The organism is Streptomyces sp. NBC_00388, from assembly GCF_036061255.1.
Lineage (GTDB): Bacteria > Actinomycetota > Actinomycetes > Streptomycetales > Streptomycetaceae > Streptomyces.
Map to the genome: position 1 here is coordinate 4,284,678 of NZ_CP107948.1, position 17,513 is coordinate 4,302,190.

The following is a 17,513-nucleotide window of genomic DNA, read 5'->3' on the forward strand; positions in this document are numbered from 1 at the left end:
CGCGGGCAGAGGAGCAGAGGAGCAGAGGAGGAGAGGGGCAGGCGCGCGGGGGACCGCCGTCGTCCCGGGGGAGGACGGCGGTCCGCGGCGGCGGTCGGTCAGCGGGCCAGGACCTCCCACAGCGTGAGGGTGGCGACCGCCACGCCGGTGAAGGCGCCGATGCTGGTCAGTGGCCAGCGGGCGCGTTCCAGGGCGTCGAGACGGCTTTCGTGGTCGGCGAGTTGCCGGTCGGTCTGGTCGCTGCGCTGCACCAGCAGCGCCAGGGAACCGTCGGCGCGGGCGAAGCCCGCCTCCATGGTCCCCCTGAGCCGCTCCAGTTCGCGGGCGATGGCGACCGGGTCGTTCGCGTCAGTCAGCGACATGAGCGGCCGGGGCGGGCGCCGAGGTGGTGGTCTCCGCCGAGTCCGACGGCAGTCCCAAGTCCGGAGGCAGTACCGCGCCCGGGGCTTCGTGCACCGGAGCCGCCGGCTCGCGGACGTCGGCGTCGGACGCGGTCAGCCAGGCCGGCAGCAGGGACTGGACGGCGGGGACGGCCATCGCGCGGGACAGCAGGCCCGACACGGCGAGGGCCGCGCCCACCCAGGGCAGCGAGCGGGGCAGGGTGCCGCTGTCGACGAGGGCGGGCAGGGCGATGGCGAGCCCCGCGGCGGTCTGGACGACCGTGCGCAGGGCACGGATGGTGGTTGGGGTCATGCGAGGTGCCTTTCGCGCGATGGTGCGGCCGGGCGGGGCCGGCCCCGCCCCGCCGGGTGCCCGGACGGGGCAGCGGGAGAGGACGGGGCGTCCGGCAGTACGGGGAGAGAGCCCGGCCCGGCAGGGGTCAGGCGGTGTACGGGACCTTCAGGGCGTTCCACGAGGTGGTGCCAGGCCAGCCGTCGGCGTCGGTGCCGGTGTAGCCGAGCTTGCGCTGCCACTTGGCGTACGACGCGCGGTCCGCCTCGCTCCACTGCTGGCCCGGGCCTTCGGTATAGGCGGAGCAGCCCTCGGCGACCAGTCGGCCGCCCATCGCGGCCACGATCGTGGAGCGGGGCGCGGACGTGAAGAAGGCGGCGCCCGGGAACGGCTGGTAGTGCGCGGCGCTCGCGCCCGGCGCACCCGCAAGCAGGGCGGCCACCCGCGTGCGCAGCGACGCCATGCTGAAGCCCTTCGGGTCGATCTTCCTGCTGGTCCACTCCAGGTGGCCGATGACCGAAGCGGCGTGCCAGCCGTGCGTACGGCAGATCGCGGCGGCCACCCGGGCGATGCCCTCCAGCTGTGCCTCGGGCCACGGGTCGGAGCCGTCACCGAGGTTGACGCACTCGAAGCCGTAGAAGTGGGTGTTGCCGTCGGTGTCCTCGTCGTTCGGGACCGGCAGGGCGGTCTCGTTGATGACGGCGGTCAGCACGTCGCCGTCGCCACGCCCGGCGTGGTTGGCCCGGCCGTTGCCGACCAGGTGGACCGTGCCGTCCTTGGCGATGACCCCGTGGCAGAGCGGGCCGGGCAGGTCGGCGTCACCGTCGTAGCAGTAGGCGACGGAGCTGTCCGTGCCGGAGGTGACGGTGTGGTGGATGACGACGCCGTTGACGGGGCCCCAGTCGCCCTTCGTGTTCCGGTTGTGGTTGCGCCAGTCGTCGTACTCGACGACCCGGACGCCTTCGGCGGTCAGGGCGTCGACCAGGGTGTCGGCGGTGAGCGGAGTGGCCATGGCGGTAGCTCCTCGGGGTGGGAAACGGGTGGTGGGGGCCGCGGGCCCGCGAGTTCGCGGGGCGCGGGCCCACGGCGGGGGATGTACGGGGCGGGCGCCTCCCGGTCAGGAGACGGCGGCCCAGATGGCGTTGGCGTCCGCGACGATGGTGGACGGGGTGAAGGAGGCGGGCAGCGAGGTCTGTCCGGTGGCGGCGAGCCGCGCGTGCCGGACGAACGCGCCGGGCATCCGCGCGCTGCCGCCCGGGAAGTTGCCGACGCTCGCGCCCACCATGAAGGCCGGGCCGTTGGTCTTCGGGTCGGGCCCGTTGACCAGCAGCGCCACCCAGTAGTTACCCGCGACGGCCGTGTACGCAGTCGTCAGTTTCAGGACGACGGTGGTACCCCCGGTCGCGGTGATCAGTTTGTCGAGGGTGCCGGTGACGCCGACCCGGGCACCGGCGCTGTTGTAGAGACCCGCGTAGGAGGTGGCGGCGAGCGTGCCGCCCGAGTAACCGGGCACGTAGAACACGACATTGGTGAGGGTCGCGCCGGTCGTCAGCGGTACGCCGATCAGGTAGACGGTGCCGTTGATGCAGTACTGCGGGCTGGTCACGGAGGACACCGCCGGGTCGAACGCCCAGGACTTGAAGCCCACGGCGGCCGGCGTCCAGGCCCCGGACGAGGCCACGGCATCCACGTAGGAGCGGCGCACCAGTTGGTTGCCGTTGGCCGGGTCGGCGCCGACCGCGGGGACGGTGGAGAACGTCTTGGCCCCCGCGATGGTCTGGGCGCCGGTGAGCAGGACCGCCTGGTCGGCGGAGACCGCGGACAGGTCGGCTGCCGTCAGGGCGACCGCGCCGGTCTGCCCGTTGACGGAGAGGACGGGCGCGGCATCCACCGCCAGGTACCGGGCATCTCCGGCGGCCTGTGTCAGGGCGCCCACGTCGGTCGCGGCCAGAGTGACGGCGCCGGTCCTGCCGTTGACCGAGGTGACGCCCTCGCCGGTGGCGTCAGGCAGTTGGGCCGGCGGGACCTTGCCGCTGGCGTCGAGCTGGGCGACCCCGCCTGCCTGCCCGGCTGCGGTGGTGGCCAGGGCGCCGACCTCGCCGGCGGTGAGGATGACGGCCGCCTCGGTGTGGCCGTTGACCGACCGGACCGGGCCGGCCGGCCCCACGGGGCCCGGCACGCCCTGCGGTCCTGTGGGGCCCGGCACGGTGACGTACTGGGCCCCGGCGGGGTCGGCGGGGGCGATGTCGGCGAGGTCGACCACAGGAACGGTGGCCGACAGGGCGATGTGGTAAGTCCGGTTCCTGCCGACCCCGTTGAGCCGTTCGGTGACGGTGTACGTCCAGCCGAACGGGTTCCAGCCCTCGGTGTCGGTGGCCGGCAGCACCACATCGATACGGCCGTCGGAGTCCAGACCGGCGGTGGCCGGTCCGCCGACGAACAGGTCGGCCGCGGAGTGGGTGAGCAGGGCAGGTGGCTGGAACTCGACGGTTCCGCTCAGCGGGTGGCCGTCGAGAGAGAGGTACTGGGCGGTGAGCCGGACGGTCGGAATGGATTCGGGCAGCACGGAGACTCCGGTGGGTCGGGGGCGTACGGGAAGAGGGGACGCACGGGGGGAGCGGGCGTACGGGTAGAGCGGGCGTACGGGAAGTGGGGGGCGTACGGAAAGAGCGGGTGCTACGGGAAAGAGGGGACGCAGGGGCGTACGGGGAGGGGCGGCGGCCCGGAAGAGGCGGACCGACGGGCGGAGCTACGACTGGACCCCGTACAGCCCGCTCGGCCGGCACGCGACGGTGCCGCCGGTGGCCGGGGCCTTCGCCTGGATCTCGAAGGAGACCGCGTCGCCGAAGGAGGCGGGGATCTCCTCCACCAGGGTCACGGTCAGCGCCACGGTCTGTCCTGCGGTCCCGGCGAGAGTCTGTTCCTCGCCCACCGCCTCGCCGTTGACGAGCAGCCGGACGGCCGCTCCCGCGCTGCCGGAGACGGCGATCGCGCAGTACACCCTGGGGTGCTGCGCGAAGCCGGGGCCCGCGTAGAGCGTGGTCCAGTCGGTGGCGGCGGTGGACTCCCACCCGGCCGTTCCCACCGGCACCGGGGTGGGAAACGGCAGGTAGGGGCGGGCCAGGCCGCCCCCGACCGAATCGGTGGCCAGGACCGTGTCGCCCTTGTGGTCGAGGACCCGCAGCGCCTGCACCGGGGAGTTCGCCGGGTCGGCCGTGACCAGGGACAGCGCAAGCGACCCGTCGTCGCGCCGCAGTTCGAGCCCCTGCTGGTACTGCTGGGTCGCGCTGTCCCGGTCCGGCTGCACCCGCCCGGCCAGCAGCAGGTCCTCACCCAGCGAGGTGCGGACGCGGATACGGCCCTGGTCGCCGACCACGATGTCGCCGTCGCCGACCTGGTTCATCGGCGGACTGCTGTTCGCGCTCGCCATCAGCCCGCGGATACGGCGCTCGATCTCCCGGATGCGGTCCAGGAGATCGGTGGGGATGGTGGCCATCTCAGACCCCTTCCAGATAGAGGGTCGCCGTCTCGGCCTTGGTGCGCTGCGGCGGCTCCACCGCGATGCCGACGATCCGGTACCGCTCGTCCTGCGGCTCCTGGTGCCACAGGTCGCGCAGCCGCACCCGGATACCCGCGCCCAGCAGCGCCGGGCTGATCCGGCCGTCCAGCCGCACGGTGATCTCCGGGATCACCTCCGGCATGCGCTGGCGGGCCAGTTCGGCCTCCGCGAGCGAGCGCAGTGTTGCTTCGTCGGTGACACCGCTGTGGTCGGATGTGGACTCCAGGCGCGGCCAGCCGTCCGCCAGGTCCCCGGGCGACTCCACGGACACGGTGAGCGGCTGGGACTCCTCCGACTGGTCCGTGTTGGGCGAGTCGCCGCGCGCCACCCACACATCGGCCTGCACGGTCGAGTCGGCCGGCAGGCTGTACGTGATGACCTGGCCCGGGTGGTCCAGGACGATGTCGAAGGAGCTGCTGGTGATGATCGGGTGCCCGAGCTGCAGCCGCTTGGCGCGGCGGCCCTCGGCGTCCCGGTAGCAGTGCACCCGCCACTCGAAGCCATCGGCCAGCTGGGCCTGCTGGTCCAGCAGTTCACGGATCCGGGTGAGCGAGGAGTAGGCGAACGCGCAGTCCCGGGCCACCCCGGACATCTCGTGCCCGAGCTGGATCCCGATGTCACCGCCCGGCTGCTCCTGGGCGTGCTCCACCAGCATCCGGGCGATCTCGAACTGGTCCAGCGCCGTGGCGGAGAGCCCCCGCGCGAGAATGCGGTGGTCCAGGTACGAGTCGAAGGTGCCGGCCTGGAACTCCACCTGTACGCGCCCGCGTTCGTCGCAGGACGGGGTGCATGTCCACAGCACACCGCCCCACCAGATGTCGCCGTCGCGCTCCAGCCACACCGCGGTACGGCCGGGCACCAGCGCGGCGCGGGCCCGGCCGGCCAGCGCCGCGTCCGGCAGCGGGACCGTCGCCGACAGCGATCCCGCCTTGCCGATGTAGTCGTCGAACTTGGTGTCCGTCAGGGGCAGTACGTCCAGGACGCGGTCAGTGCGCAGGTCGCAGAAGACCGCCCGGTAGACGGGGGTGAGCGGGGTGTACGCGGTGCGGGGCGAACTCGTCACGCCGCCCTCCTCAGAGCATCGGGTCGACGCGGACGAACCGGTTGTCGAACCAGTGGTTGTTGGTGGTGGCGCCGGAGGAGTACGCCGAGACGGCCGTGTACTGGGCGCCGGCCACCAGCCCGGTGACCGGGAAGACCGTGCTCACCGACTGGCTGCCCCGGCCGGTGTCGATGGCCGAACGGGTCTCGTCGGCTCCCATCCCGGTGACCAGGACGCCGTCCTTGCGGATGTTCGCGGACATCCGGCCCCAGCCGCCCTCGATGGACGGCTGGCCCTGGAAGCCCACGGTGACCAGGACCTTCCCCGATACGGGCGCGGTGAAGGTGGTGGTCACCGTCGGGCCGGTGGTCCCCGTCACCGCCTCGGACCAGGTGGTGGTCTTGCAGTAACCGCCGTCGTTGTTGAAGGCGAAGGCCGGGCTCGGCACCGCGAGCATCCAGGCCGTGCCGCTCCAGCGCTCCAGGCGGCCGTTGTTGTCGCGGTACTGGCCGACGTAACCGCCGGCGGCGAGCTGCCCGGTCGGGGCGATCCCGCCGATCTGGCTGGGGTAGCCCGCCCACTGCGAGCCGTCCCAGCGCTGGAACTGGCTGTTGATGTCGCGGTACTGGCCCGGGTAGCTGCCGGCCTCGGTGGTGTTCCCGTAGAGCGGCAGGATGCCGCCGACGGCGACGGTGCTGGTGCGCAGGTTGGCCACGGCGCTCGCCCAGGCGACGCCGCCGGTGCCGACCGAGGCGCCCGCCGGGATCTGCACCGTCGCCAGAGGAAGGGCCGCGTCGGGGGCGGCCGGGGCCTGCGGTGTACCGGCCGGGGTGCCCTGGATGATCTCCAGAACGGCTTCGGTGCGGCCGGTGTTGTCGTACTGGGCGTCGTAGATCCGCAGCACCACCAGGTCGGTACGCGGGTTGTTGGCGTCACCGTCGGCGAAGACCACGGTGGTGTAGTCGGTGAGGACGACCGGGTAGGCGCCGGCCGCCGCGCTGCCCTGGACGACGGCCCGGCCCGGGGCGACGGTCGCGGTCATCCCGGCGGTCGAGCTGAAGACGTAGAACGCGGACATCAGGGACTTGCCGTCGGGCGATCCCGGGATGATGCCGCCGCGGCTGGTGAGACCGCTCGTCGGGGTCATGGTGCCGGTAGGGGCGAGCCTGGTGTCGGCGCGGGACTGGCCGGACTCGGTGTCGGTGCGGTTGACGAGCCATGCGCTGCGCACGGGCATGAGGTCCTCCTGGAGGGGGCTGCGGGATGGGGCGGAAGAAGAACGGGAACCGGCGAGCGGCGAGTGGGGCGGGGCGAGGCGGGACGTCCCGGTCACCAGTGCCCGTCGCGCCAGCGGACGGTGACGGACGCGGCCGGGGACGGCGTCGTGTCGTCCGAGCGGAAGGCCAGGTCGGTGGTGCCGGGCTCCAGCTGGAACAGCTGCTCGGGCGAGGAGTCCGGGGTGGCGGTGTAGATGCGGGACGCGGTGTCGTTGAGCAGCACGGTGCCGGTCTCGGTATCCACCGTGAGGACGTCCCCGGCGCCCAGCGCCAGGTCGTACTGGAGCTGACGGCCGTCGGAGAGCCGGGTCAGCGACGGCCGCTGCACCGGGCCGCGGAATTCCACCACGGGCCGTACCGAGGCGCCCCCGGCGTTGGCCGCTGCGATCGATCCGGCGTTGCCGGCCGCGCCCCAGCCGAGCGGCCACCGCAGACCGGAGCCTGCGGTGTCGTCCCAGGCCAGACCGGTCTCACCGACCGGCAGGCCGGTGATCGCGTCGTGCAGCACGGGGCCGTAGCGGCGCGGGTCGGTTGCCGTCCACTGGAGGCTGACCTTGGCGAACCCCTGGAGGGCGTACGCGCGGTCCTGCGGTACGACCCTGCGGCTGACCCGGGCGCGGACCGCCAGGGTCTCGCCCAACAGCCTTACGGCGAGCCAGCGTTCCTGGCCGCCGGGGCCGGTGGCGGAGCGGAACGCCGTGGCGGTGGCGAGCGGATCGGTGCCGGCCGGCGGTGCCAGCCAGACGGTCGCGCCGATCAGCCGGGGCTGGGCCCAGCGGTCACCGGGCCAGGCCCCGTGCTGGTCGGGCCTGAGCACGTCGCCGAGGTCCAGCTCGGGCAGGTCGTCCCAGCCGGTGATGCCGGTGCGGTCCACCGGGTAGGGCGTACCGGTGCCCATGAGGAGCCCGCCCCACTGGATCTGCCCGTCGAGGCTGATCAGGGAGCCGGGTGCGGTGTCGTCGGAGAGGGCGGTGGTGGGCGGGAGGGTGGAGACGGTATCGGCCATGTCGGGCCGTCACCTCGCTTCGGGCTGGGGTACGGGCGGGAACGCCGTGGCGGACGGCCGGGAGTGCCGGGGTGCGGTGGCGCCGGGGCATGCGGAACCGGCGGGCGGCGTAAGGCGGTTGCTGCTGGGGCACGCGGGGGCCCTGCACCGGTGAGGGCGCGGCCCGCAGATGAGGCGTGGGGCGGGCTCGGCGAGCGTCAGGCGGCGGTGCGGTACAGGAAGAGCAGGTCGTCCGCGATGGTCAGCGGGCTGTTTCCTTCGCGCTCCGCGTAGACCCGGACCCCGGGGCGGCCGGCGAAGAAGGCGGGCCCGGTGGTGGCGGACGCGCCGGACGGCGCGGGGAGGAAACGGCCGAGCGAGGAGAGCGGCTGGACGGTTGATGCGCCCGGCACGGCGGCCGGCAGCACGACACCGCCCTCGGCGAGCTGCGGGATCTTCGACAGGTGCACGCCGAACTTCTTGCCGAAGAAGCTGAAGCTCAGGTGGTTGAGCCCGTCGATGATCCAGTTGGCGAAGGCGATCAGGCCCTTCACGGGCCCGGTGATGACCCCGGCGACGGTCTGGATGCCGGTGGACAGGAACGACCCCATGCCGTGCAGCGACTTCGACATGGCGTCGCGCACCCGGGTGAAGGCCGAAGGGAGCTTCCCCGTCAGCCAGTTCAGGGCGGGCTGGATGACACCCTTGAAGCCGTTCCAGGCGCCCTTGACGATCGAGGTGACCGCGTGGGTCGCCGTGGAGATCGCACTGCCGGCGCCCTGGAATCCCGAACCGATGGCGGAGCCGAGCGTCTTCAGTACGGAGCCGACGGTCTTCTGTACGCCGTCGAACACCGCGGAGACGGTCTTCGCCCACCCCTCGATGACCGGCGCCATGAACGCCCAGGCGGCCTTGAAGCCGTCCAGCGCGGCCTGGAAGACCTGCTGGATGACCTTCTGGCCGGTGGACGAGTTCACCGCGTAGTCGACGAGGTAGGCGACCAGCGGGGTGACGACGGCGAGGACGAGGCCGAGCGGGTTGGCCTTCATGGCCGTGTTGACGGCGGTCATGGCGATGGACCCGAGCGTCATGGCGGTCCCGAAGAGGGTCATGAACTTGGTGACCTTCGGGGTGGCGCTGCCGAGCAGATCCGTCACGGACCCGAAGACCCCGGCTCCGGCGGCGAGGGCCCCGAGCACACCGAGCGGACCCCGGATCCTGGTGGCACCGGCGCGGATGCGGGTGGCGGCGGTGGCGGCGGATGTGCCGGTCCTGCGGACGGAGCGGCCGGCCTGCGTCGTTGCCGTACGCAACTGGCGCAGTGCTGGTGCGGCGGCGGCAGCCCGCGCGGCCATCGTACGGACGGGGGCCTGGACCCCGACGAGCCCGCGCCGCATGGTCTGGACGGCGGTGCCCGTCTGGAGGGCCACGGTCCGGAAAGTGTTCAGCGAGGCGGCGGGACGCGCCCCGCCGGACGTGGGATCCCGCCGGGTACGTGTCATCCCCGGGCCTTGGACAGGAACAGCAGGGCGGAGGCGGTGTCCTGGAGGCTGCTGCTGGTCGCCTCGTAGTACTGCTCGATGTAGAAGCCGCCGTCGGTCGCGGCGGCCCCGGTGCCGGCCTGGCCCGCGCGGGTGGTGTGGCCGAGCAGCCGGCTCAGCTTGGAGAGCGGCAGGACGGCTTCGGCCTCACCGGCCTCGGCGACGATGGTGTGCACGCCGCCGTTCCGGGGCTGGACGATGCCGCCCTGGGCGAGGCGGGGGATGGTCGGCAGGTGGATGCCGAAGGACTTCCCGCCGACGACCGGCACCCAGCCGGGCACCGATACCCGGATGCCGTTGAGCTTGCCGATCGCGGAGTTGATCAGGCCGATGACGGCGTTGATCGGCCCGGTGACGGCACCCTTGATGGCGCCGAACGCGCTGCCGGCGATGGACTTCAGTCCGTTCCAGGCGCTGGACAGCTTGCTCTTGACGGCGGTGAAGGCCGCCGGTACGACGCTCTTGATCCAGTTGACCACGGGCGAGATGACGGACTTGATGCCGTTCCAGACCGTGGTGACGACCTTCTTCACGGCGTCCATGGCCGTGGTGATGATCGTCTTCCAGAGGTTGAAATAGGTCTTGATGACGGTCGCGACGGCCTTGACGACCACCGAGACCGCTGTCTTGATCCCGTCCCACACCTTCTTCATCAGCGCCCCGGCGGCCTGCATGACCGGCCCGACGGCCTTCATCACGCTGGTGATGACGCTCTTGATGACGCTGAAGGCGGTATTGAGGATCTTCTGCATGGTCTTGGACTGCATCGCCATGTCCACGATCTTGGCGATCAGCGGGGCGAGCAGCGCCATGAGAACGCCGATGAGGTTTCCCTTCATCGACTTGTTGAGCCCCTGCATACCCTTGTCGGCCTTGGCCGCGCCGGTCTGGAACTTGCCCAGGCCGGTCCCGCCGGTCTGCCCGGACTTGCCGGCCTTGGTGACGGACTTGTCCGCCTTGTCGGCCGCCAGTTGAAGGGACTTGAGTTCCTTGGCGGACTGCTGGGACGAGGACTTGATGCTGGTGATTCCGCTGTTGCTGCTCTGAGCACTCTGCTTCAGGCCACTCGCCGACCGGCCGGCCTGGTCGAGGTTGGTCTTGAAGCCGCGGAGGCTGTCGGAGGCTTTCTTGAGTGTGGCTGTGAACGCCATTCCATGTCCGATCGTTCATCGGCCTGGTCAGCCGACCGGCTGGCGGCCGGAGGGTGGAGGAGGGGGTGTACGGAACGGTCAGGCGAACTCGGCGAGGAGTCCGTCGACTTTGGTGTGCAGGCTGCCGATCGCGGTGTCGAGCTTCCGCGTCGCCGCTTCGATCCTTGCGACCGAGCGATTGGTCCACTCGGTGTCGGGGGCCGTCATCTGCGTCACCTCGGCGCTTTCGAGCTTGGGGAGCCCCGCCTTGGTGACGCCGACCTTCTTTCCCTTGCCCTCCAGGAATTTAGTCAGCGCGTGATCGAATTGGAAGAGCTTCAGGCCGAGAGCACTTACCAGTGCGAAACCCAGCGTCACGGCCGTCGTCATGGAGAACGACGACGTGGCGAGGCTTTTGACGCTCTCCACGATTTCCTTGCCGACGAGGCCCTGCAAAAGGGTCTCGATCGTCCCGGGCTCATCCTTCTTCTCGGCTGGGGGTGCCGCTGTTCCCTTTACCGCGGAGGACTTCTTCAGTTCGCTGATCTGTTTGGCGATGTACTCCTCGGTGGCCAGCCGGCTCGGGCCCTTCCCCGGGATCGAGTCCTGAACACCTTTTACGGCCTGCAGAATTTCGGTGTCCTTGGTGAGGAGTTCTTCGTTCGTTGTCATCGGTCAGCCCTTCTGTGCTTATCGGGACTGCAGCTGCTCTCAGGTGACGCCTGGAATGTCACCATAAGAGGAATTTGCATCGGATGGTCCCATTCCTGTGACGCCCTCGGCTTGTTGCCACCAGAGGTGACGCTGTGTCATCATCCACGAAAGGAAATGTGGAGGGTCTGTGGAGATCGAAGTCTGTGGAGTTGTGTTCGCTGTCGCGGTCCTGGGCCTTATTGGTTTCGGATTCCCTTACCTCAAGCAGGCTCCGCTGCGAAAAAGGGGTGTGAAAACATGGGCTTGGGAGGCTTCCAAGTCGGTGCCCCAGGACGGGAAAATAACCGTGAGGTACGGGTACGACGGGCGCGATGGCGGATTGCACAGCATTGCCAGGGTCGGTCTTACGACCGTGCCCTCGGGTTCTCAGGAGGTTGTGTACGACCCAGAGAACCCGAAGCGCGCTGAATTCGTTTCCCTTATGCCGGAAAACGTGGGCAGGAGGCGGAATCTCCTCATAGCCCTGATGGCGGTGGCACTCGCCTCGCTCGTCCTCGGCTGTGTGAGCACGTTGATGTGAGTCTGAGGGCTGTCGAGTCCCGGTCCGGCGGATCTTCGGGAGAAGAGGATCCCGGGCCGAGATCTGCGAAGTAAGTCGCCGGCCTTAGACCTGTCCCTTGGCGCACTGGAATCCACCGGCGTCATCCGGGCAGTAACGATGAGCGAAATATGGGAATGCAGTCCTCCGTGGCCGGTTTTTGTGTGCTCCTCTTTGTGGTTTCTTTCCTGGCGCTGCTCATTCTTGGCGTCCCATTTTTTTGCCAAGCGCCCTTGCGCAAGTGCGGTGTGCGCGTTCCGGTAACTGCGAAATCATTCCGGTTGGATCAGGGGTGATGCATAGCGTGGGGGGATTTTAGCGCTTGATTCCTGTGCGACAGTTTTCATCATCGCTTTCCTGATGTTTCTTTATTCTGGGATCCCCCATGTGAGAACCGCAGCGCACCAAGTGGATGCGCGCGGCCTCACCATGGAGCCTCAGGGAACGCAACCGGTCATGCACGGCCCCGAGAATCCGAAGCGCTCCGCGTTCGCTTCCGGCATGCCGAGGAACGTGAAGGGGAAGCGCGTCTATCTCCTCTGCGTGCTCGTCGTTGCCGCTGTGCTGCTTGTCCTGGGGTGTGTGAGCGCGCTGATGTGAGCCCCCGGTCGTGCCCGCCGGCCGCCCCGCGGCACGGGGCGGCCGGCGGTGGCGTCAGCTGAAGAAGCGCGCCAGTTCCGATGGGCTGAGGGCGGGCTGGGCGTCGGTGGCCGCCGGCGTGGTGTCGTCGGCCGCCGTTCCGTCCTGCGCCGCCCGGTCGCCCGGGCGCGGTACCGGGACTGGCTGTTCCGGCGGATCGGACTCGCCGTCGCCGTTCACGACGGAGAACATCCAGTTGGCGGCGGCGAGATGGTCCACGACCGCCGCCAGCAGGTAGTCGGTGACTCCCCAGTCGGCCGTCTCGCCGTCCGTGTCGCGGATGGTGGCGCTGTCCCGCGGCAGGTGCTTGATCAGGATCGCCAGCCGGCGGGAGGAGAGCCGGCCGCGGTGCCAGTCGAGCAGGTCCACCCCGTAGTGACGGAGCAGGTCTGCTTCCAGAGCCTCGGCGTGTTCTTCGGTGAACGCGACGAGGCTCAGTCTTCCCCCAGGCCGAGCCCGGTCTCCTTGCCGTACGCCTCCAGGATGGCGGCGATGTCCTGCATGGTGACGTCGAGCTGGGCGAAGCGGGCGAACTGCTTCTTGCCGAGCAGGAGTTCGAGGAGGCCGTCGACGTCGTTGTCGTCCAGGCGGCGCAGCGCCCCGGCGGTGGCCCGGGTCAGTTCGGTCGGCAGCTCGTAGGTGTCGCCGTCGAGTTCGAACGACCAGGTGCGGCCGAGCGCCTCCATGCGCTGGGCGCGGGCGGTGTTCACGTCGAAGGTGGCCATGGGCACTCCGTTTCGGAAGGGGCCGCGCGGTGCGGCCCGGGGGTGGACGCCGGCCGTGCGGCGGTCGTCATGACTCGCGAGGGTGCGAGGCGGGGGCGTGTCAGGTGCTGGGCGCGGGGGCGTGAGGTGTCCGCGTGGAGCACACAGGGCGGTACGCGGCGCCCATGCGGCGGGGCCGCGGTGCGCGCCGCGTTGCCGGGATACGGGGTGCCGGGGCCGGGCGGGGCCGGTGGCCCGGCACCCCGGGTGCCCCCGGAGAGGGGGCAGGGGGTCAGGCGCTGGTCGTCAGGTACGACGGGTCCTTCATGACGAAGGTCGCCAGCGGCTGGGTCTCGCCCGAGGACAGTGCCGTGAAGGTCACGCCGAGAGAGGCCGCGGCCTTGCGGGCCAGCTTGATGTCGTCCGAGGCGGTGACCTGGCCGCGCGGGATGACGAACCGGTACGTGACGTCCGCACCGTCGTGGAACTCCAGGCCGAGGGCCCGCTCGTCGAACTGCGGGCCGTCCGGCACGTTGTAGGAGTAGACGCCCGGGTTGGTGGTCGCGTTGACCGCCGTCACCGTGTCACCGCCCATGAAGAACGGCAGGGTGTCCTCGTTGAACTGGAGCATGGCGAACTTCAGCGTCAGGTCGCGGTCCGCGTAGATGAAGCGGGCCGGGCTGACCGCCTGCCACGTCTCCACCGGGTCGAGCTTGTCCTTCTTGGAGAAGGTCACGCCGTCGGTGGAGGTGTATCCGAGGTCCCGCCACACCGTACTGTCCCAGTCGACCGCCGGGTCGGCGGAGAACTGGGTCGGCGCCGGGGTGCCGGCCGGGGCCACGAGGATGCGGCCCGTTCCTGCGATGCGGATCTCGGACGAGTTGTTACCAGCCATGAAGGTGGCTTCCTTTCAGGGAGGTGCCCCGGGTCGGGGCCGTCGTATCCGGGGCGGATATGACGAGGGCCCCGCCGTTCGGTACGGCGGGGCCCGGTTCAGGGGAGGGGCGCGAACGCGGCCCCGTCGCGGGGGCCGGGCGCCTGAGGCGGTGCGGTGTCAGTCCGTGCGGACGGTGAGACGGAGGACGCAGAGGTAGCGGTTGGCGCCCGCGTAGATGTAGTCGGGCAGCCAGCGCGGCCCGTCCGCCTCGGTCACATCGCTGACGAACGAGGTGCCGAAGACCGTGCCGGTGGCGGCCAGCAGTGCGGCACGGGCCGCGTTGGCCAGCGTGTGGGCCACCGACTTCTGCGGCCCGTAGACCTCCAGTTGGATGAGCGGCTGGTCCACATGCAGGTCGTCGACCCAGGCCCCGCCCATCCGGGAGATCAGCACGGCCTGCTGCGTGCCGTCGAAACCGGCCGGTGGTGCGTCGTCGACGTACGCACCGGCCAGCTCCGGGCGGGCCTTGAGCAGGTCCCGGACGATGGCCTGCACGTCCGGGAACGTGCCCGGCGCGGATGAGGGCATGGGAGTCACTCCTTTGTACGGGGCAGGGATGGACGTCCGTGCGTACGGCCCGTACGCACGCCGGACACGAGAGCGGCGGAGCCGCGCCACCTGGAGGGAAGGGGCACAGCTCCGCCGCTGCAGCCATAGTGATCGATAAATTGCGTGCGCGCAACCAACTGTGATTCCGTCGCCCGGATGCGTATTCCGGTTCGGCATATGCCGGGCGTCCGGGTGGGTGCTGCGTTACTCTGGGCGGCAATTCGAACGTGGATTCGATCAGGCCGAGGGTGGCGTGAATCGCCACCTCTGTAAGGACGGTGGGGCCGTGACGACGTACAGCGGAGAGCAGTCGTGGTGACCGGAGGGCCGAAGGAGCGGCTGGCCGATGTGACGGCAGCGGCCGTCGCGGTCGCCGTGGAATCGGCGCAGGCCGGCCGGTACACCGGAGAGGTGGGCCGTACTCTGGCCGCCGTCGTGGGCGAGGTGGGGGCCCGCATCGCCGGGGACGCCGAACTGCGCGGCTTCTCCAGCGGCTGGCAGGAGGCGATGGCGACGAGACCCGGACGGGCGCGACCTCGCCGCCCCGTCGAGGCCCCCGTCTGACGGGGTTTCAGGCCCTCCTCACGGTCCGCGCGCTCCGATCGCCGGCGGCCCTCCCGTACGCGCGCACCCTGAGTGCGTCCCTCCGGTCGCCCCGGCCGCCCCGGTCGACGGGGAGCGGATATGCGAACGCCCCCGGTTCCCTTGGCGGGACCGGGGGCGGTGCTGTGCGCGGGCGGGCCTCAGCCGTTTCCGCTGTCAGCCATGTGCTGCGGGGGCGCTCTCCGTGCCGGGGCCGGGCCGCTGGGTGAGGGTGGGCTCCGGCGCAGGGGCGGCGTCCACCGGGCGGCGCCCGGGGGCGCGCCGGGCGGCGCGTTCGGCGGCGAACACGTGCTCCAGGCGGTAGAGATGGCGTCTGCCCTGCTGCCCGGACGGCTGCAGGTGCCCGAGCTGTACCCACTTCCTGACGGTCGCCGGCACCACCCCGGCCTCCTGGGCGGCCAGAGCGCTGGTCACCAGGGTGGCGCCTGCGGTTCCGGCGTACGGACGGGGGCTCATCGGGCCTCGGTCCCGGACGGCGCGGCGGAGCCCGCAGTGCCGGTGCGGGCCGCCCAGGCGTCCCGTTCCCAGAGGTGACGGAAGGCCGGGTCGCTCGCGCAGTCGCAGGTCTCGTCGCCGCAGCGGCAGCCAGGGTTCACGCAGAGCACGGCGTCCCGGTCGGGGAACGCGCGCAGCGAGACGGAGTCGCACCACGGGCAGCGCCCGGACAGCCGGACCATCACCTCCGTCTCGCCCAGCGCCCGGGAGCAGCGTCGCGCCATCCGGCGCAGTTCGTCGCGCACATGCCGGGCCAGGGTGGGGTCGGTGGCGGTGCGCCCGACGAGCGCGGCGACCCGCAGGAGCCGTTCGGGGGCGGGGGCCCGGCGCGGGCGGCCGAGTCCGAGCCGGTCCAGCAGCGCCTCTTCGAGCTCCACCACGCCGTCGTTGATGTCCCGCAGGGCGTCCGAGATGTGCAGCCGCACAGGGGCGGCCGAGTGACCGGGGACGGCGAGTCCGTGGTGCTGCTCGTTGCGCAGCGCCTCGGCGCGCTCGGCGGCGGTCACGGCTGAGCGTGCCGCGCGTTCCGCGGGCCCGGGTGTGTGCCGTACGGAGGACGGGCGGCTGCCGGCCGAGGGCGCCAACTCGTCCAGCAGGTCGGGGAACTGGCGGATCAGCAGGGCGGCCCAGAGGGCGGCGTCCCGGGCGTGGCCCGCACCGTCCCCGCCGGTCGGGCCGTCATGGGGTGCCTGAGGGCCGCCGTGCGGCGCACCGGCTCCGGAGGCCTTCTTCTCACTCATCGCGGGGCCTTTCTGCTCCGTGGTCTCTGCTTCTGTCGCGCTGTGCCGACGTGCTGCGGTTCAGTCGCGTGGTGGGGTGCGGACGTGCTGCGGTTCGGGGTCCGGTGCGCTGGGCGCCTGCTCAGGTGGCGGCGCGTCGTCGTGGACGGCGGGTCAGGGCGACGGCCCGGCCGTTGTGCCAGAGGCGTCCCGCGCACACCCCGTCGAACCAGCTGGACGCCGGCGCCACCGTCTGCTCGCACTGCCGGGCGACCGGGCAGCGGGCGCAGGCCGTGAGGGCGGGCGCCGCCTCGGCCGGGCGGCGGGCGAAGACCGCCTCCGGGGGCAGGCCCAGACAGGCGGCCGAGCGGGTCCAGGTGTCGGAGGGGAGGGCGAGCAGGGACAGATCCATGAGTGCTCCTGGGACGCGAGCGGTGGAACGGGACAAGGGGTGACGGACGGGCGCAAGGGAATCGGCGTCGCCGCAGACTGACAGATTGCGTGCGAGCGCGCAACGAAATAGAGAGCCCGGCCTTCCGCGGGCGGCCACGGAGCGTGATCCAGGGATCGCCCCGCGTGCGAAGGCGGCTCCTTCTCGACAGAACATCCACATTGCGCACGCAAAAGCTCATAATTCCGTGCGCGCAAGCGCGGTAACGTGGAGATCGCTTCGGAGGGAGGCGAGGGCCCGTGACCGTCAATGAACTGGACCAGTTCACGGCCTGGATCGAGGACGTGATCCGGCAGCGTGGATATGACATCGACAGTCCGCGCGGCGGCGGCAAATCGCGCCTCGCCGATGAGGCGGGGGTGCACCGGGCCGCCATCACGCGGCTGTTGCAGCGGCAGAGCATGCCTGATCTGGAGACGATGCGCCGCCTCGCGCATGCGCTGGACGTCCCGGTGCGGGAGATGCTGATCCGCTCCGGCAGGCTCACCGAGGACGAGCTGCCCCTGCCGCCGGCCCATGACGATCCGGAGCACCGGGCCGCCGGTACCAGGCAGCTCACCCTGGAGGAGGCCGCAGCCGCTCTCGGGGTCCCGGCCGAGCAGCGGGAGATGTTCCTGCGGGTGGCGGGGCAGTTCCTGCCCGGCGATCCGGTGGAGCGCGACCTTCCCGCCCGTCGGGCGCGGAGAGGCTGAGGCCTCCCCGGCCCACGTCCGTACCTCCCCCGCGATTCCGTACCTGACCCACCGCGGGAGTCGCCCCCGCCCGCGCCGCACGCCGAGTCGGCCCTCGTTCCGTCCGGGGCCCGCGCACATCCCCTGCGTGCGGGCCGCGTTCCGGTCCCGTGCCGACGCCTCCCGCTGTGTCGCGGCCGTACGCCCGCTGTCCGGCTGCCTCAGGACGTGGCGGCGAAGAGAGGGAAGGCTAAGCTGTATCCGGTCCGTTCCTCGGGGGGAGTTGC

General features: G+C 71.2%; 20 protein-coding genes and 1 pseudogene. 3 read left to right on the forward strand and 18 right to left on the reverse strand.

Translation table 11 applies throughout. The features are described from left to right. Nucleotides 1–98: 98 nt before the first annotated feature. The 11 genes from OG917_RS19205 to OG917_RS19255 form a co-directional block, all read right to left on the reverse strand. Entirely contained in the window at nucleotides 99–362 is a 264-nt protein-coding gene (locus OG917_RS19205) for a hypothetical protein (RefSeq protein ID WP_328318839.1), read from the reverse strand. After that, nucleotides 349–693, reverse strand: coding sequence for a hypothetical protein (locus OG917_RS19210; protein ID WP_443058984.1), 345 nt, complete (start codon nucleotides 691–693; stop codon nucleotides 349–351). The genes OG917_RS19205 and OG917_RS19210 overlap by 14 nt, the downstream gene beginning before the upstream one ends. Before the next feature lie 127 nt (nucleotides 694–820). Continuing rightward, entirely contained in the window at nucleotides 821–1,684 is an 864-nt protein-coding gene (locus OG917_RS19215; protein WP_328318840.1) for a peptidoglycan-binding protein, read from the reverse strand. A 105-nt stretch (nucleotides 1,685–1,789) separates the two neighbouring features. Then, entirely contained in the window at nucleotides 1,790–3,238 is a 1,449-nt protein-coding gene (locus OG917_RS19220; protein WP_328318841.1) for a phage tail protein, read from the reverse strand. 183 nt (nucleotides 3,239–3,421) lie between these two features. Continuing rightward, on the reverse strand, nucleotides 3,422–4,168 hold the full coding sequence (locus OG917_RS19225) for a hypothetical protein (protein WP_328318842.1): 747 nt from the start codon (nucleotides 4,166–4,168) through the stop codon (nucleotides 3,422–3,424). 1 nt (nucleotide 4,169) lies between these two features. Continuing rightward, nucleotides 4,170–5,294, reverse strand: a complete 1,125-nt coding sequence (locus tag OG917_RS19230) for a hypothetical protein (RefSeq protein WP_328318843.1) — start codon at nucleotides 5,292–5,294, stop codon at nucleotides 4,170–4,172. 10 nt (nucleotides 5,295–5,304) lie between these two features. Next, entirely contained in the window at nucleotides 5,305–6,510 is a 1,206-nt protein-coding gene (locus tag OG917_RS19235; protein ID WP_328318844.1) for a hypothetical protein, read from the reverse strand. Between the two features lie 92 nt (nucleotides 6,511–6,602). Further along, nucleotides 6,603–7,556 carry a phage distal tail protein gene (locus tag OG917_RS19240; protein ID WP_328318845.1) on the reverse strand — a complete coding sequence of 318 codons (954 nt, stop codon included), beginning with the start codon at nucleotides 7,554–7,556 and terminating at the stop codon, nucleotides 6,603–6,605. 197 nt (nucleotides 7,557–7,753) lie between these two features. Next, complete coding sequence (locus OG917_RS19245; RefSeq protein WP_328318846.1) at nucleotides 7,754–8,965, reverse strand: hypothetical protein; 1,212 nt, start codon at nucleotides 8,963–8,965, stop codon at nucleotides 7,754–7,756. A gap of 68 nt (nucleotides 8,966–9,033) precedes the next feature. After that, nucleotides 9,034–10,227, reverse strand: coding sequence for a phage tail protein (locus OG917_RS19250; protein ID WP_328318847.1), 1,194 nt, complete (start codon nucleotides 10,225–10,227; stop codon nucleotides 9,034–9,036). Between the two features lie 78 nt (nucleotides 10,228–10,305). Beyond that, nucleotides 10,306–10,878, reverse strand: a complete 573-nt coding sequence (locus OG917_RS19255) for a hypothetical protein (protein WP_328318848.1) — start codon at nucleotides 10,876–10,878, stop codon at nucleotides 10,306–10,308. Nucleotides 10,879–11,047: 169 nt separating this feature from the next. On the opposite strand from OG917_RS19255, the gene OG917_RS19260 reads away from it, so the two are divergent. Next, nucleotides 11,048–11,440 (forward strand): hypothetical protein, encoded by a 393-nt coding sequence (locus OG917_RS19260; protein WP_328318850.1) that lies wholly within the window; start codon nucleotides 11,048–11,050, stop codon nucleotides 11,438–11,440. Nucleotides 11,441–12,112: 672 nt separating this feature from the next. Here OG917_RS19260 and OG917_RS19265 read toward each other — a convergent pair. The 4 genes from OG917_RS19265 to OG917_RS19280 all read right to left on the reverse strand — a co-directional run bounded on the left by OG917_RS19265 (nucleotide 12,113) and on the right by OG917_RS19280 (nucleotide 14,266). Beyond that, nucleotides 12,113–12,466, reverse strand: a complete 354-nt coding sequence (locus OG917_RS19265; RefSeq protein ID WP_328318851.1) for a hypothetical protein — start codon at nucleotides 12,464–12,466, stop codon at nucleotides 12,113–12,115. Between the two features lie 65 nt (nucleotides 12,467–12,531). Further along, a complete protein-coding gene (locus OG917_RS19270) occupies nucleotides 12,532–12,822 on the reverse strand; it encodes a hypothetical protein (protein ID WP_328318852.1) in 291 nt (96 codons plus the stop codon). 271 nt (nucleotides 12,823–13,093) lie between these two features. Further along, nucleotides 13,094–13,696, reverse strand: coding sequence for a phage tail tube protein (locus OG917_RS19275; protein WP_328318853.1), 603 nt, complete (start codon nucleotides 13,694–13,696; stop codon nucleotides 13,094–13,096). A 159-nt stretch (nucleotides 13,697–13,855) separates the two neighbouring features. Beyond that, complete coding sequence (locus OG917_RS19280; protein WP_328318854.1) at nucleotides 13,856–14,266, reverse strand: hypothetical protein; 411 nt, start codon at nucleotides 14,264–14,266, stop codon at nucleotides 13,856–13,858. Nucleotides 14,267–14,599: 333 nt separating this feature from the next. Between OG917_RS19280 and OG917_RS19285 the strand changes: the two genes are divergently transcribed. Further along, a complete protein-coding gene (locus OG917_RS19285) occupies nucleotides 14,600–14,851 on the forward strand; it encodes a hypothetical protein (RefSeq protein ID WP_328318855.1) in 252 nt (83 codons plus the stop codon). 282 nt (nucleotides 14,852–15,133) lie between these two features. On the opposite strand, the pseudogene OG917_RS19290 reads toward OG917_RS19285, so the two are convergent. The 3 genes and pseudogenes from OG917_RS19290 to OG917_RS19300 form a co-directional block, all read right to left on the reverse strand. Further along, nucleotides 15,134–15,346 (reverse strand): annotated as a pseudogene (locus tag OG917_RS19290) (hypothetical protein); the annotation flags it as partial. Further along, nucleotides 15,343–16,125 carry a hypothetical protein gene (locus OG917_RS19295; RefSeq protein ID WP_328318856.1) on the reverse strand — a complete coding sequence of 261 codons (783 nt, stop codon included), beginning with the start codon at nucleotides 16,123–16,125 and terminating at the stop codon, nucleotides 15,343–15,345. The pseudogene OG917_RS19290 and the gene OG917_RS19295, both read right to left, overlap by 4 nt. A gap of 121 nt (nucleotides 16,126–16,246) precedes the next feature. Further along, nucleotides 16,247–16,516 (reverse strand): WhiB family transcriptional regulator, encoded by a 270-nt coding sequence (locus OG917_RS19300; protein WP_328318857.1) that lies wholly within the window; start codon nucleotides 16,514–16,516, stop codon nucleotides 16,247–16,249. Between the two features lie 278 nt (nucleotides 16,517–16,794). On the opposite strand from OG917_RS19300, the gene OG917_RS19305 reads away from it, so the two are divergent. Continuing rightward, nucleotides 16,795–17,247, forward strand: coding sequence for a helix-turn-helix transcriptional regulator (locus tag OG917_RS19305; protein ID WP_328318858.1), 453 nt, complete (start codon nucleotides 16,795–16,797; stop codon nucleotides 17,245–17,247). Nucleotides 17,248–17,513 lie beyond the last annotated feature (266 nt).

Bases quoted from the DNA above. Each gene is read 5' to 3' on its own strand.
- OG917_RS19280 (WP_328318854.1), bottom strand. From the start codon at position 14,266: ATGCCCTCATCCGCGCCGGGCACGTTCCCGGACGTGCAGGCCATCGTC.
- OG917_RS19225 (WP_328318842.1), bottom strand. From the start codon at position 4,168: ATGGCCACCATCCCCACCGATCTCCTGGACCGCATCCGGGAGATCGAG.
- OG917_RS19255 (WP_328318848.1), bottom strand. From the start codon at position 10,878: ATGACAACGAACGAAGAACTCCTCACCAAGGACACCGAAATTCTGCAG.
- OG917_RS19295 (WP_328318856.1), bottom strand. From the start codon at position 16,125: ATGAGTGAGAAGAAGGCCTCCGGAGCCGGTGCGCCGCACGGCGGCCCT.
- OG917_RS19215 (WP_328318840.1), bottom strand. From the start codon at position 1,684: ATGGCCACTCCGCTCACCGCCGACACCCTGGTCGACGCCCTGACCGCC.
- OG917_RS19270 (WP_328318852.1), bottom strand. From the start codon at position 12,822: ATGGCCACCTTCGACGTGAACACCGCCCGCGCCCAGCGCATGGAGGCG.
- OG917_RS19210 (WP_443058984.1), bottom strand. From the start codon at position 693: ATGACCCCAACCACCATCCGTGCCCTGCGCACGGTCGTCCAGACCGCC.
- OG917_RS19275 (WP_328318853.1), bottom strand. From the start codon at position 13,696: ATGGCTGGTAACAACTCGTCCGAGATCCGCATCGCAGGAACGGGCCGC.
- OG917_RS19250 (WP_328318847.1), bottom strand. From the start codon at position 10,227: ATGGCGTTCACAGCCACACTCAAGAAAGCCTCCGACAGCCTCCGCGGC.
- OG917_RS19235 (WP_328318844.1), bottom strand. From the start codon at position 6,510: ATGCCCGTGCGCAGCGCATGGCTCGTCAACCGCACCGACACCGAGTCC.
- OG917_RS19205 (WP_328318839.1), bottom strand. From the start codon at position 362: ATGTCGCTGACTGACGCGAACGACCCGGTCGCCATCGCCCGCGAACTG.
- OG917_RS19240 (WP_328318845.1), bottom strand. From the start codon at position 7,556: ATGGCCGATACCGTCTCCACCCTCCCGCCCACCACCGCCCTCTCCGAC.
- OG917_RS19300 (WP_328318857.1), bottom strand. From the start codon at position 16,516: ATGGATCTGTCCCTGCTCGCCCTCCCCTCCGACACCTGGACCCGCTCG.